This window comes from Candidatus Kryptonium thompsonii (assembly GCF_001535985.1).
GTDB lineage: Bacteria > Bacteroidota > Ignavibacteria > Kryptoniales > Kryptoniaceae > Kryptonium > Kryptonium thompsonii.
Map to the genome: position 1 here is coordinate 35,224 of NZ_CZVS01000044.1, position 13,661 is coordinate 48,884.

10 protein-coding genes are annotated in these 13,661 nt (G+C 37.3%); 8 read left to right on the forward strand and 2 right to left on the reverse strand.

Annotated features, from left to right (window positions below; translation table 11 throughout):
* The 4 genes from AWW78_RS07035 (at position 1) to AWW78_RS07050 (ending at position 6,219) form a co-directional block, all read left to right on the forward strand.
* Entirely contained in the window at positions 1–2,895 is a 2,895-nt protein-coding gene (locus tag AWW78_RS07035; protein ID WP_159421217.1) for a serine hydrolase domain-containing protein, read from the forward strand.
* An 18-nt stretch (positions 2,896–2,913) separates the two neighbouring features.
* Positions 2,914–4,641 carry a sodium:solute symporter family protein gene (locus AWW78_RS07040; protein ID WP_047133377.1) on the forward strand — a complete coding sequence of 576 codons (1,728 nt, stop codon included), beginning with the start codon at positions 2,914–2,916 and terminating at the stop codon, positions 4,639–4,641.
* A gap of 127 nt (positions 4,642–4,768) precedes the next feature.
* Positions 4,769–5,539 carry a tetratricopeptide repeat protein gene (locus tag AWW78_RS07045; RefSeq protein ID WP_047133378.1) on the forward strand — a complete coding sequence of 257 codons (771 nt, stop codon included), beginning with the start codon at positions 4,769–4,771 and terminating at the stop codon, positions 5,537–5,539.
* Between the two features lie 77 nt (positions 5,540–5,616).
* On the forward strand, positions 5,617–6,219 hold the full coding sequence (locus tag AWW78_RS07050) for a carboxymuconolactone decarboxylase family protein (RefSeq protein ID WP_141651961.1): 603 nt from the start codon (positions 5,617–5,619) through the stop codon (positions 6,217–6,219).
* Here AWW78_RS07050 and AWW78_RS11010 read toward each other — a convergent pair.
* Both AWW78_RS11010 and AWW78_RS07060 read right to left on the reverse strand, forming a co-directional pair.
* Entirely contained in the window at positions 6,205–6,579 is a 375-nt protein-coding gene (locus AWW78_RS11010; RefSeq protein ID WP_082359561.1) for a c-type cytochrome, read from the reverse strand. The genes AWW78_RS07050 and AWW78_RS11010 overlap by 15 nt on opposite strands.
* On the reverse strand, positions 6,572–6,973 hold the full coding sequence (locus AWW78_RS07060) for a hypothetical protein (RefSeq protein WP_047133380.1): 402 nt from the start codon (positions 6,971–6,973) through the stop codon (positions 6,572–6,574). Before AWW78_RS07060 ends, AWW78_RS11010 begins: the two co-directional genes overlap by 8 nt.
* 92 nt (positions 6,974–7,065) lie before the next feature.
* Here AWW78_RS07060 and AWW78_RS07065 point away from each other — a divergent pair, with 92 nt between their 5' ends.
* From AWW78_RS07065 to xerD, 4 genes are all read left to right on the forward strand, one after another.
* Positions 7,066–9,444 (forward strand): hypothetical protein, encoded by a 2,379-nt coding sequence (locus AWW78_RS07065; RefSeq protein ID WP_047133381.1) that lies wholly within the window; start codon positions 7,066–7,068, stop codon positions 9,442–9,444.
* Positions 9,445–9,538: 94 nt separating this feature from the next.
* Positions 9,539–10,405 carry a Cof-type HAD-IIB family hydrolase gene (locus AWW78_RS07070; protein ID WP_047133382.1) on the forward strand — a complete coding sequence of 289 codons (867 nt, stop codon included), beginning with the start codon at positions 9,539–9,541 and terminating at the stop codon, positions 10,403–10,405.
* Between the two features lie 3 nt (positions 10,406–10,408).
* Positions 10,409–12,715, forward strand: coding sequence for an HD family phosphohydrolase (locus tag AWW78_RS07075; RefSeq protein ID WP_047133383.1), 2,307 nt, complete (start codon positions 10,409–10,411; stop codon positions 12,713–12,715).
* Complete coding sequence (xerD, locus tag AWW78_RS07080) at positions 12,702–13,655, forward strand: site-specific tyrosine recombinase XerD (protein ID WP_082349307.1); 954 nt, start codon at positions 12,702–12,704, stop codon at positions 13,653–13,655. The genes AWW78_RS07075 and xerD overlap by 14 nt, the downstream gene beginning before the upstream one ends.
* Positions 13,656–13,661 lie beyond the last annotated feature (6 nt).

The following is a 13,661-nucleotide window of genomic DNA, read 5'->3' on the forward strand; positions in this document are numbered from 1 at the left end:
ATGAAGAAAATATTTTTATTGCTTTCTGTTGCCGTTATTTTGCTTGCGATTTTTAATGTTAAATTGATCAACCGCGTGAAAAGTTCTGTTGAGAATTTATCGCAATTACCACAGAAAAGAAGTCAAAAGAAACATATTGACTTGTCCAAGCTTAATAAAACGGAGTGGGTTAATTATTGGATGAGGAAGTTAACGCTTGAGGAAAAAGTAGCTCAGATGATAATGCCTGATGCACGCGGTATTTTTCTTGCGAGGGATAATAAAGAATTCCAACGCCTTGTCCATTATGTTAAAGATAAGAAAGTGGGGGGATTAATTTTCTTCAGGGGTGATGTTTATGAAACCGCTGATATGATAAATTACTTTCAAAAGATAGCTGAGATACCGCTTTTGATCTCAGCTGATTTTGAATGGGGGACAGCGATGCGACTTGATAACACCACTCATTTCCCGCCAGCTATGGGAATTGCAGCCACAGGGAAGCTAGAATATGCTTATGAAGTTGGAAAGATAACAGCTATAGAAGGTAGGGCTATGGGGATTCATCAAAATTATGCTCCAACTGTTGATGTAAACAACAATTACAAAAATCCTATAATTAACATTCGCTCTTTTGGTGAAACCCCGGAAATAGTTTCAAAGTTTTCCGTTGAATTTATACGTGGACTTCAAGAAAATGGGATGATAGCAACTGCTAAACATTTCCCGGGGCATGGAGATACGGATATAGATTCACATCTTGATCTCCCGGTTATTAATCATCCCAAGTCACGATTGGACTCAATAGAACTTGTTCCGTTTAAAGAGTCCATAAAAGCAGGTGTTAAGTCGGTAATGATTGCGCATATATCTTTCCCACAAATAGATACTGTTAAAGGTTTGCCATCTACTTTGTCTTATAACATAGTAACCGGAATTTTGAAAAACGAACTTGGCTTTAAAGGTTTAATTGTAACCGATGCGATGACAATGCGTGGAGTTACAAAACTTTACTCTAATGCGCTTGCATCTGTTTTAGCTGTTAAAGCTGGGAATGATATAATTTTAATTCCACCAGATGTTGATGAGGCTATTGATGCAATTGTAAAAGCTGTGAAAAGAGGGGAAATAAGTGAAGAGAGAATAAATGAGTCTGTAAGAAAGATACTTGAGTTCAAGTATGACCTTGGGCTACATAAAAACAGGTTTGTTGATGTTAACAAAATTCGGGATGTTGTTGCTACTGAGGAGCACCTCCGAAAAGCGAAGGAGATAGCACGCGCTTCAATAACTGTTGTTAAAAATGACGGAATTTTACCTTTAATGCAATTCAACGATAAGAGGATATTGTTTATAACTATGGTTGACTCAAATGATCCGTACAGTGGGAATTCGTTTGTTTCGGAAATTTCGAAAAGATATGATAATATTTCCTTCGAAAGAGTTGATTTAAGAAGTACAGATGAAGAATTAAACGCTATACTTTCAAAGTTAAATGGCTTTGATCTTGTTATAGTTTCAGCCTATGTTCGGGTCAGAGCATACCAAGCATCACTTGCACTACCCGAGAAACAGTCAAGATTGCTTAAACAAATTCTCGCGTCGGGGAAACCAGTTGTGTTAATTTCTTTTGGAAACCCTTATATTGTCATTGAATATCCGAATGTGAAAGCTTACATCTGTTCTTACTCGGATGCCCAACCTGTTGTAGAGGCTACTGCGGAGGTTTTGTTTGGTGAGATCTCTCCGCAGGGTAAGTTACCCATAAATATTCCTGGTTTCGCAACACTTGGAACAGGGTTGAGCTACCCACAAGCAACATTGCGTTATGGTTATCCTGACGAGGCTGGTTTTGATCCAGCCAAGCTTGCGGTTCTTGATTCGATCATGGAAAAAGCAATCCAAGATTCTGTAAGTCCTGGGGCGGTTTTGCTTGTGGCACGTAATGGAGTCATAGCCTACCATAAAGCATTTGGAACTTACTCTTATGATCCGTATTCCAGAAAAGTTAACCCATCTTCAATCTATGATATGGCTTCGATAACGAAGGTTGCAGCAACAACAATCTCGATTATGAAGCTTTATGAAGAAGGAAAGATTAATCTTGATGATCCTGTGGCAAAATACATTCCGAAATTTGCCCAGAATGGTAAAGAAAAAGTTACCGTAAAAAATTTGCTTTTACATAACAGTGGCCTTCCATCGTGGAAACCATTTTATCAACTTTGTAAGACACCGGATGAAATCCTTGACTCGATTTATGCTCAACCTTTAGTTTATAAAACTGGGGATTCAACTGTTTATAGTGACCTCGGCTTCATAACTCTTGGTAAAATTATTGAGGTTGTCACGGGAATGCCACTTGATCAGTATGTCAAGAAGACATTTTATATACCGCTTGGAATGAAAAATACCACATTTTTACCTCCGGAGAAGTGGCTTGAAAATATCGCTCCAACCGAATATGATAGTACACTTGGTAAATTTGTTCATGGGGTTGTCCACGATGAAAACGCTAGGGCTCTTGGTGGAGTTTCTGGGCATGCTGGGTTGTTTTCAAATGCGAGGGATCTTGCAGTGTTAATGCAGATGATTTTAAATGGTGGTGAATATGGCGGTAAAAGATTTTTCAGGAAAGAGACAGTTGAACTTTTCACTAAGAGATGGCCTAACAATCGTGGGCTTGGTTGGGATAATGCACTTTCGCCTTATGGAAAAAGCGCTCTTGATGGTGCCTTTGGAGAGAATGCGTTTGGGCATACTGGTTTTACTGGAACATCTGTTTATGTTTATCCCGAGAAAAATGTTATCGCGGTTCTTTTGACGAATCGTGTTCATCCGACCAGGGCGAACACTAAACATATTCAACTTAGAAAAGTTGTCCATAAAGCAATTTCAAACGCAATTGTGGATTGAAAATAAAAATGGTGTCAAATGCAACTAATTGATTGGATAATTGTTGCTGCATATTTTTTACTTAGCGTCATAATCGGAGTTTACTATTCAAAAAGAGCAGGAAAAAGCGTAGGCGAATTCTTTTTGTCGGGCAGGAATCTTCCATGGTGGCTTGCGGGGACATCGATGGTTGCAACTACATTTGCCGCTGATACACCCCTTGCGGTTACTGAACTTGTCGCTAAAAATGGTATAGCTGGAAATTGGCTTTGGTGGAATTTTCTTTTTGGTTCAATGTTAACTGTTTTTTTCTTTGCTCGACTTTGGAGAAGAGCGGGGATTTTGACCGATGTTGAATTTGTTGAAGTAAGATATTCTGGGAAGCCGGCTTCTTTCCTTCGCGGGTTTAAGGCACTTTATCTTGGTTTATTTGTTAACACTGTTATAATTGGGTGGGTAAATGTTGCGATGGTTTCAATTTTAACTGGCTTTTTCGGGGTTTCGGAGGAGATTGTGAGATATTATGTTTTCGGAGCGATGCTCATAGTTGCAATTTATTCTGCTCTCTCCGGACTTTGGGGTGTTGCTGTGACAGATGCATTTCAATTCGCCATTGCGATGGTTGGAACGATAGTGCTTGCGATCGTTGTTGTAAATCTCCCCGATATAAATGGCATATCCGGGTTAAAGGAAAAGCTTCCAGAATGGGTTTTTAAGTTCACTCCTGTTGTTGGAGCAGAAAAAGAACTTGCTTATGGTGGTGTTCTCGCTTTGAGTGTTTCATCTTTTATTGCATACATTTTCGTTCAATGGTGGGCTTCATGGTATCCAGGTGCTGAACCTGGGGGAGGTGGATATGTTGCTCAAAGGATGATGTCTGCAAAAGACGAAAAACATTCTTTGTTGGCAACGCTCTGGTTTACAATTGCTCATTACTGCATAAGACCTTGGCCTTGGATAATCGTTGGGCTTGCAACGCTTGTGCTTTACCCAGAGCTTGGCTTGGATGATAAAAAACTTGGTTATATCTATGCAATGAGAGATTATCTTCCCGCGGGGCTAAAAGGACTATTGATAGCTGCATTTTTCGCAGCTTATATGTCAACGATCGCAACACATTTAAATTGGGGAACATCTTATGTCATAAATGATTTTTACAGAAGATTTGTGAAAAGGGATGGAAGTGAAAAACATTATGTTTTCGTAGCGAGGCTTGTGACATTGATTGTAATGGTTGTTTCTGTTTTGATAACTTTGATAATCAAAACTATCTCTGGGGCATGGCAGTTTATAATTGAAGCAAGCGCAGGACTTGGACTTGTGTTAATTTTGAGATGGTATTGGTGGAGAATAAATGCGTGGAGTGAGATCGTGGCTATGATTGCACCACTTTTTGGTTATGCTTACATAAAATTTTTCACAAAGATAACCTTCCCAGAAACACTTTTTTACATCGTTGGTTTTACAACCGCTTCATGGCTTCTTGCAACCTTTATAACTAAGCCTGTTGATAGAGAGCATCTTGTTAACTTTTACCGCCGCGTTCATCCGGGTGGGATTGGCTGGAAGAAAATTGCTAAGGGAATTCGGGATGTCAACCCTGACTCGGGCTACATCTATCTTTTTTTGGATTGGATAAGCGGAATTGTTTTGGTTTATATGTCGCTTTTTGGGATTGGTAAAATTGTTTTGGGTGAGTATTTAATTGGGATAGTTTATCTTTTGATTGGTTTAATTGCTGGTTTGGTGATATACTGGGATTTATAAAAGCGCGGTTGGGAAAAAGCAATTAGATAAGATTTTTAAATGCAAATCGCCGTAAGATATTGACTTTTAACAAAAAATGTTTTATAATTACAAAAAAGAGCAATGAAAATTCAAGGAGGTTGATAATATGAGAAAACTTTTTTCTTTGGCTATGTTTTTAATTTTCGTTGTTTCATTTGCAATTTCACAAGGCGGTAATTCAGTAAAGCCCGAGGTTGAAGCGGCAAAATTTTTTAACGAGGGTAATTCTCTTTTAAGAAGCGGGAATTATAAGGCAGCGATTGAAAAATATGATGAAGCGTTGAAGCTTCAAAAAGACCCAAGGTTTTATTACAATAAGGGTCTTGCTCTCAAGGCCTTGAGGCAAAATGAGGAAGCAATAAATGCATTTAAAGAAGCGATAAATCTTAAAAATGATTTTGCCCCAGCTTATAATGCGATTGCGGGAATTTATTTGACTCAGGGTGATTATGACAACGCCATTGAAAATTATACGAAAGCGCTACAATATGATAAAAAGCTTGATGCTGCAATTAAGGGAATCGTTGAGGCGTTATTAGGTAAGTCAAACGCATTAATTCAAGCTGGGAAATTCCAAGAAGCGGTTGATCTTTTGACGCAAGCAACAACTTATAGACAGGATTATCCCAAGGTTTATGTAATGCTTGCGATTGTTTACAATAAACTCTCTCAATATGATAAAGCAGTTGAATCTGCTAAGAAAGCAATCGAGATAAATCCAAAAGGTGCGAATTCAGATGCATATTTTGAGCTGGGCGTTGCCTATAAAAAACTAGGTCAGATTGAGGAAGCAAGGAAGGCATTCCTTGAGGCTAAAAAAGATCCACGCCTTGCGAGGAATGCACAATATGAGCTTGATCTTTTGAAGGAGCAGTAAATCCTTAAATTTTGTGAAATTTAAACTTCTACACCCGACCATTGTTGGTCGGGTTTTTTGTTAAAAATGGGAAAGATATGAAAAACTCGGATATAAAATTTTTAACAAGGATTGTCTCACTTGTATCGCTTGGTAAAGGGAAGAAACTAGAGGAGGAGTTAAGGGAAGCTTTCTCGCATGGTGTAAAAGTTAAGAGAGTTGAAGAAGCGATTTTACAGTGTTATCTTTTTGCTGGATTTCCGGCAGTTATCGAAGGTTTTACAGTGTTGAGGAAATTTGTGGGAAAGGGTTCGGCTAAATCAAAGGGTTACAATGTTGATAAATTTTACTCGAACGGAGTTAAGACATGTAAAAAGGTTTATGGTGAAAGTTTTGATAAGTTGATTAAAAACATGGAATCACTTCATCCTGAGCTTCTTGAGTGGATGTTGATCGAAGGTTATGGTAAAGTTTTAAGTAGGGATGTGCTAAATTTGAAAGTGAGGGAACTTTTGAATGTTGCAATTCTTACATCGCTCGGATGGGAAAGGCAACTTTATTCTCATTTGAGGGGTGCGTTAAATGTGGGAGTTAGACAGGAAGATGTTATCAAAACAATCGAAGAGATCACCGATATTTGTGGGATTGCAAAAGTTAAAAGGGCATTGAAAATTTTTCAAAATATCCTATCTTCCCTGTGATCTCATAATGTAAGCGATTAGATCAGCTATCTCTTGATCCGTCAATTTATCGGAGGTAAAAAAGGGCATTGGGGTTTCGGCTGATGCTGGTGAGCCGGCGCGAACCATTTCAATTATTTTTTCTGCCGTGATTTCCGGTCTGAAAATTTGTGGGGCGAGATCACCTTCTTCAGAATGACATTGAGCGCAAGCTTTCTCATAAACTATCGCACCATTTTCTGGAACTCCCGAAAGAGTTAAGATTTTCCCTTTAATTTGGCGGATTTTTTCTTTTCTTATCGACTCTTCTTCCCAAGGTAAAACAATAGGTTGTGATGTTAATTTTTCGATTGCGGTGTCTTTGGATATAAATTCAAAAATATGCTAATAGCGCCTGTGCATCTTCTGGTGTTAGAGCTTTTAATGGGTTCGTGACTCCGTATTTTTTCTGGTACATCACAACGCAAAGCCCGGCGCCAGCTGCTGTTATATTTAATGCATCACCACGAAATCTACCATACCAAGTTACTTTTCGCTTATGAGCCCCTATCAGGTTATGCCCTGGTCTGATTTTATCATCAGGATGGTTAACATCATCAAAATCTGCATGACAATTTGCACAGGCAAGCCCGGTGCTCCCATAGTTTGGATCATAAAAAATTTCGCGTCCGCGTCTGATGTCTTCAGGAAGTTTTATATTTTCACCCTGATGTCGGGCACAGGATAAAAGTGAAAAAGCGAGAATTAAAATCGGAATTCCGAATAGGGGTCTCATTGTAACTTTAAATTTACTTGTTTGACTTTAAGATATGCAGAATTTAAATTTTTTTAAAATTTGTCAAGCGAAAAATTTTTACAGGTGTGTTCATGAATGGTAAACTTTTCAAATTGGCAAAAGTCTTGATTGTTTTATCTTTTATTTCAAACCTGCTTATTGCTCAGGCTATTACATTTGAAAGAAAAATATCTGGCAAGTTTAAAGATACGCTTGCAGTAAGATGGCTTGATCCAAGGTTTGGGGAGTTTCCCGATGCTTCACTTATTGATTTTAGTTTTCTCTTGGACCCACCCGCGGGAAAATTTGGATTTGTAAAGGTTGGGGAGGATGGACATTTTTACCTTGAAAAAACAAACAAGCGAATAAAATTTTGGGGTGTAACAATTGCTGGAAGCCATGTTGACATACCTAAGGAGAGAATCGAAACAGTGGTTGAGGTTCTTGCTCGCGCTGGGTGTAATATTATAAGGTTGCATGAACTTGATAACAGAGGAGGTGAGAAATTTGGTATAGTCAGAAGAAACATAATTGATGAGTCTTATCCAAACGAAAATAATTCTAGAAATCTCGATAAAGAATACCTTGACAGAGTTGATTACTGGATTTATCAGGCGCAAAAGCGTGGAATTTACGTTTATCTTGTTCTTCGTGCATATAGAACATTTAAAGCTGGAGATGGGGTTGAAGGCGCAGAGAAGATGGAGCGAAAGGGTTCGCCTTATGGCCTTTTTGATGAGCAAATGATTAAGCTTCAGAAAGAATTTATTGATAACTTCCTTTTTAAGCATGTAAATCCATATACAGGGGTGCCCAATGGGTTAAACCCAGCGGTTGCGATGATAGAGCTCATAAATGAAGATAGCTTTTTCTTTCAATACGATAAACTTGATGCGATGATCGAACCATATAAAACTAAATTTATGCGCTTGTGGGTTCAATTTCTGAGGGAGAAGTATGTTAATACTGAAAATTTAAAAAGAGCTTGGACAACTAAAGATGGTTTTTCAATCTTGGGTAATGATGAATCTATTGAAGAAGGTAGGGTTAAATTCCCAAAGTTAAAATTAGGGGAATTTAGCGAGGTTGGGCATAGTGAAATTGATCACCCATTGAGAAAGAAAGATGGAATTGAATTTTTGATGTCTCTTCAAGTAAAACTTTTCAAAGATTTGAAAGAGTTCATTCGCTCGAGAGGATGTCCTATACCTTTGACTACAACTGTTAACGGTGAGTTTATATGCGATACATACACAGTTGCTTCTGAACTTGATTTTATCGGACAAAATATGTATATGGATCATCCATTTTTTGAGCAAGGTCGCGAGTGGGTTGGTATTTCGTTCTTCAGAAATGAAAATTACCTTAAAAAAAGTGATAGGTGGGGTTTTCCTGTTTATTCAAGTTTCTATGCTTGGGATAAAAAACCAATTGTAATTCGTGAGTGGGCTTTATGCTATCCAAATGAATATAGGGCTTCAAGTTTAATTCAAATGGCTGTTTATTCTTTGCTTCAGGATTATGATGCCGTGATTTATTTCGCTTACTATACTTGGGGCGATGTCAATGTTTGCTCACCATTTGGGTTGCAATCTGATCCAACAAGATGGGGGTTATTTGGATACGCTGCGAAGATTTTTATCAACTCTGAAATAAAACCATTTCATGAGAAAGTAAATATATGCTTTTACCCCGATGATCTTAAAACGTTTATCGATTGGTGGAACGAGGCTTATAAACTCTCCTACAACTTCATGTTAAGAAATAAGATTTTAAGTAATGATGAAATCGCAAGTTTGGGAGGGAATGAAATTAACATTCCAGCAAGAGATATTTTTAGAGGAAACGCAAAGAAGTTGATTGATTCGTTGATGAAAATTACTCGTGATGAGATTAAAATCGACTTTGCAAAGGGTGTTTTGCTGATAAACTCAAAAACTTTCAAGGCGGTTTCTGGTGAAGTTGACACTTCAAAAACTTACAAACTTGGTAATTTTAAAATAAAAATATCTTCCCCCATTTCTGCCGTTTTGATATTAAGCCTTGATAATTTGCCCCTGGAGAAGTCAAATAAAATTGCTGTGAAATTTGTAACCGTTGCCAAAAATCGAGGACAAATTTTTGAAAGGGTTAATGATGGGCGGTTCGCACTGAAAAATCAAGGTAGTGCGCCTGTTCAAACATATGGTGAAAAATCTGATTCGGGCATTGAAATATTGAAGGATGATAAGAGTATAGTTAAAAGCTTTATGAGGAACGGAAGTTTTGAAGTTGTAATTGACAAAGATAAAAAACATGTTTTCATTTTTTGTGATACACCGAATATAAAATTTGAGGTAAGCCCCGAATTTTTTAGGTTTGGACGAATTGTGAAATTTTATCAGGAAATTGGTGGAGAAGGTTGCGGAGAAGTTTTTGAGAATAGCGCGTTTGTTTATCCTGGCTATTCAAAGTATGTGATGATTTATTAGCATGTAGAATTTTGGACCATGTCATATGTTTTTTCTTTTTTACAATTTTGTTAAATTTTTTTGCTAAATTTCAGAAAAACAACCTGTGTGAAAAGTGGCGAAAGTTGATCTTTCTGAACTTAAAAAAAGATTAAAAAAGATAAAGCTCGTCGCTTGTGATCTTGATGGGACATTGCTGAGCTCTGAGAATCAAATCGGTGAAGGGACGATGCAACTTGTTAAGGAATTAAAAGATTATGGGATTAGATTTACTCTTATCACTGGTCGTGTGCATTCTGCTTCCGTTAAATATGCTAAAAAGCTTGGCATTGAAGATCCTATAGTTTCACTAAATGGCGCTCTTGTCAAGTTTCCCGAGGGTGAGACGATCAAAGCCTTTTATCTTCCAGAAAAAAAGGTTCTAAAAGCGCTTGACCTTGCCGAGAGATATTTTGTAAACATACTTTTTTATTCTGAAGATAAGGTTATTTATACTCCAGAAAATACCATCTTTCCATCATATATTGGAAATTTGGAGGCTGAAACAATGGAGGTTGATTCATATTATGATCATACTGATAAGGTTCTTCGCGTTGTTTTTAGTTCGGATCGAAGTTTGATACTTCATAAAATTGCGCATAAACTTGAACCCCCTTTCTTTTCGAATATATCGACTTCAATTTACCCATCGCTTAAATATGATAGGTTAACTTATCTTGAGGTGAAACGTCGTGGGATTTCAAAAGCGACAGGATTAAAATATGTGTGTAAATATTACGGGCTGAAATGTAAGGAAGTAGTTGGAATTGGGGATTTTTATAACGACCTTGAATTCTTGAAGAAGGTTGGTGTGGCTGTAGCGATGAAAAATGCAATTGCCGAAGTAAGATTTAATGCTGATTATGTTACGACCAAGACAAACGATGAAGATGGTGTGAGCGAATTTCTTGAAATTTTGCTTGATGCAAAAAAATCAGCTTAAGATATGAAAATTTTACAGAATCTAACATTTTTTTTCGCGAGGGGTTTAACTTTGAAGGTTTTGATGTTTTTTCTCCCTCCGCTTTTTGCTGTGATTTTGTTCAGGAGCCCTTATGTTTTTGAACATAAATATGAGGTTGGAAGCGTATGGCTTTATGATGATGTCGTTGCACCTTTTTCTTTTCCAATTTATAAAGATGAAAAACAATATCAGGAGGAGATTGCAAGAGTTTACAATGAAGTTTACTTCATATTTGATGTAGATACACAAGTTTACAAAAATCAGCTAAATGAAATTCATGTTTTTTTGACTAATTTAAAATCATATCTTGATCTGAAACAAGCTCATCAAGTTAAGTCGAATAACAAGCGTGATTCGGCTGAAATTGAAAATTTAAAGAAAGTTTTGATTCAGAAAATCACCCCTGAAGAAGTTGAGAAAATCGAGTTTCTATACAAAGTCGGTTACTTTAATTTAAATAAATTAAAGCTCTCTGCTGAAACATATCTTTCATCAATATACCGACCCGTCGGGGTTATTTCAATTCCGAGATCAGCGCTAAGGCGAAATGAGATAGTTTTAAGAAAGGGGAAGTTTGAGGAGGTTTATAAGCAGGGAAAGTTTTATGACTTAAGTGAAGCTCGTGTTTTTGCTGAAGATTTTGTGCAGAAAAATTTTCCTGAGTTCGGTGTAATAGATTCAACTTATTTTGACTTGATCGCAAAGATTTTTTATTCATTTGTTAAGCCGAATCTAATATTTAACGAGGAAGAGACAAATGACTTAATTGAACGGGAGAAGAGCAAGATTTTAAGAACCGCTGGCGTCGTTCGAGAAAATGAGAAGATAATATCTAGACATGAGATAATAACTCCAGAAAAGTATTTGAAGCTGGAATCATTGAGAAGGGCTCAGAAGGAGCGGGGCATTGGAACAGGACAAGTGTTGAAAGATCTTGGGCGTTTTATTTTGATCAGTAGCATACTAACCATCTTTTGGATTTATCTTTACATGTACAGGAAGAAAATTTATTTTGATAATAAATTGCTTTCCCTTATAACTGCCCTTTTCATGTTTGAGATTTTGCTCGCTTTCCTGATAACGAGGATGAAAGCAGGATATGAAGTGAATTATCTTATTCTTATACCAGCATTTTCAATGTTGATGACGATAATATTTGATTCAAGAGTTGCGTTTTGGGCAACTGCGGCTATTTCACTTGTGATCGGTTCCATTACTGGTTATAGCTATGATATTACCGTAGCATCATTTGTCGCTGGAGCAATTTCAATTTATTCTGTCAGGAGTATTGGCAATAGGATGCAAATTTTTAGAAGTTTTATCTTCATTTTTATTGCGTATGCTTTTGTTGTGCTTAGTTTTTCTTTTCAAAAGCAGGAATCCATAAATGTTATCCTTACTAAACTTAGCTTTGTGGCTGGTAATGCTTTGCTTTCACCAATTTTAACATATGGATTGTTAGTTTTCTTTGAGAAGATCTTTGGGATTATGACGGAAATTACACTTCTTGAGCTTTCTGATTTCAATCATCCCCTTCTCCGTGAGCTTTCGGCGAGGGCGCCAGGAACATTTCACCATAGTATTGCAGTTGCAACGCTTGCAGAAGCAGCAGCAAAAGCAATTGGAGCCAACTCCGTGCTAGCCCGCGTTGGAGCATATTATCACGATGTCGGTAAAATTCTAAATCCCGAATTTTTCGTCGAGAATCAAATGGAATCAGATAAACTTCACAGTTCAATCACGCCCGAGCAAAGCGTTCAGATAATTATATCACATGTTGAGGAAGGTCAAAAAATGGCTCGAAAATATGGTCTTCCATCTGAGATAATAAAGTTTATCCCTATGCATCATGGGACAACGCTCGTTGCCTATTTTTATGGAAAAGCATTGAAGAGAAGAGAACTAAGAAACGTCGAAATAGAGGAAAGCAATTTCAGGTATAAAGGACCAAAACCAGATTCAAAGGAGACAGGGATAGTAATGCTTGCTGATTCCGTGGAAGCTGCGGTTAGATCGCTTGATGAGAAAACACCTGAGAATATAGAGAAAACTGTTGAGGCAATATTTGAAAACAGAATTGAAGATGGTCAACTTGACGAATCAAATTTAACTTTTAAAGATATTGAAGAGATAAAGAAAACATTTATTCAAATGCTTGTCAATCTTTATCACCCCAGGGTTAAATATCCTGAACAGGAAAAAGTGATCGAAAAGAAGTCGGGTGAAAATAAGCAGGTAAAATTTAAAGCAACAAGAAAAACAAAGAAGTCAGGGAATGTCTCAAGTTGATGAAAAATATGTGTTCGATAGGGCTTTGTTGAAGATTAAGAATAATAATTGGAGGCGATTTTTAACTCATTTTCTTAGGTCTGTTGAAATTGAAAAGGGTTATTCGAAAAATACAGTTGAATCATATTCCATTGATCTTGCTCGCTATATTTCTTTTCTTGAGGATAGAGGAATTGAGCATCCGGATCGTGTCAGCGAAGAATTGATAAGGGAGTATATCCATGCGCTTGGAATGGCTGGGTTGAGCCCATCAAGTATATCTAGAAATATTGCTTCGATAAGAACATTCCATAAATTTTTGCTTCTTGAGTCATACTCTAAGAATTATCCCGTTGAAAACATTGAAAGTCCAAAGACAAGGAGAAAACTTCCTGAAGTTCTGAGCATTGATGAAGTCTCATCTTTGCTTGAGCAACCGGATGTCTCAACTCCGATTGGATTGAGGGATAAAGCACTACTCGAATTGATGTATGCGACAGGTGTGAGGGTTTCTGAATTGATAAATTTGAGGCAGATTGATCTGCTATTTGATATGGAAATTATAAGGGTTTTTGGCAAGGGTTCAAAAGAGAGGTTAGTACCAATTGGTAAGGTGGCAATTAAATGGGTGCGGGAGTATCAGTTGAAAGTTAGGCCGAAACTTGTTAAAATTGGAAGCGGAGATTTTCTTTTTTTAAGTAGATTAGGCAGAAAACTGACGAGAATGAGTGTGTATAAAATTGTAAAGAAATATGCCTCGATGGCGGGTATAAAAAAAGAAATACACCCGCACACATTGCGACATTCATTTGCGACGCATCTCCTTGAAGGCGGTTCGGATTTAAGATCGGTTCAGGAAATGCTTGGGCATGCGAGCATAACAACAACTCAAATTTATACTCACATAAGCAATGAAACATTGAAAGAGATATATCGCCTTTATCACCCAAGGGCAATTTAATTTTTA

Bases quoted from the DNA above. Each gene is read 5' to 3' on its own strand.
- AWW78_RS07035 (WP_159421217.1), top strand. From the start codon at position 1: ATGAAGAAAATATTTTTATTGCTTTCTGTTGCCGTTATTTTGCTTGCG.
- AWW78_RS07040 (WP_047133377.1), top strand. From the start codon at position 2,914: ATGCAACTAATTGATTGGATAATTGTTGCTGCATATTTTTTACTTAGC.
- AWW78_RS07045 (WP_047133378.1), top strand. From the start codon at position 4,769: ATGAGAAAACTTTTTTCTTTGGCTATGTTTTTAATTTTCGTTGTTTCA.
- AWW78_RS07050 (WP_141651961.1), top strand. From the start codon at position 5,617: ATGAAAAACTCGGATATAAAATTTTTAACAAGGATTGTCTCACTTGTA.
- AWW78_RS07060 (WP_047133380.1), bottom strand. From the start codon at position 6,973: ATGAGACCCCTATTCGGAATTCCGATTTTAATTCTCGCTTTTTCACTT.
- AWW78_RS07065 (WP_047133381.1), top strand. From the start codon at position 7,066: ATGAATGGTAAACTTTTCAAATTGGCAAAAGTCTTGATTGTTTTATCT.
- AWW78_RS07075 (WP_047133383.1), top strand. From the start codon at position 10,409: ATGAAAATTTTACAGAATCTAACATTTTTTTTCGCGAGGGGTTTAACT.
- xerD (WP_082349307.1), top strand. From the start codon at position 12,702: ATGTCTCAAGTTGATGAAAAATATGTGTTCGATAGGGCTTTGTTGAAG.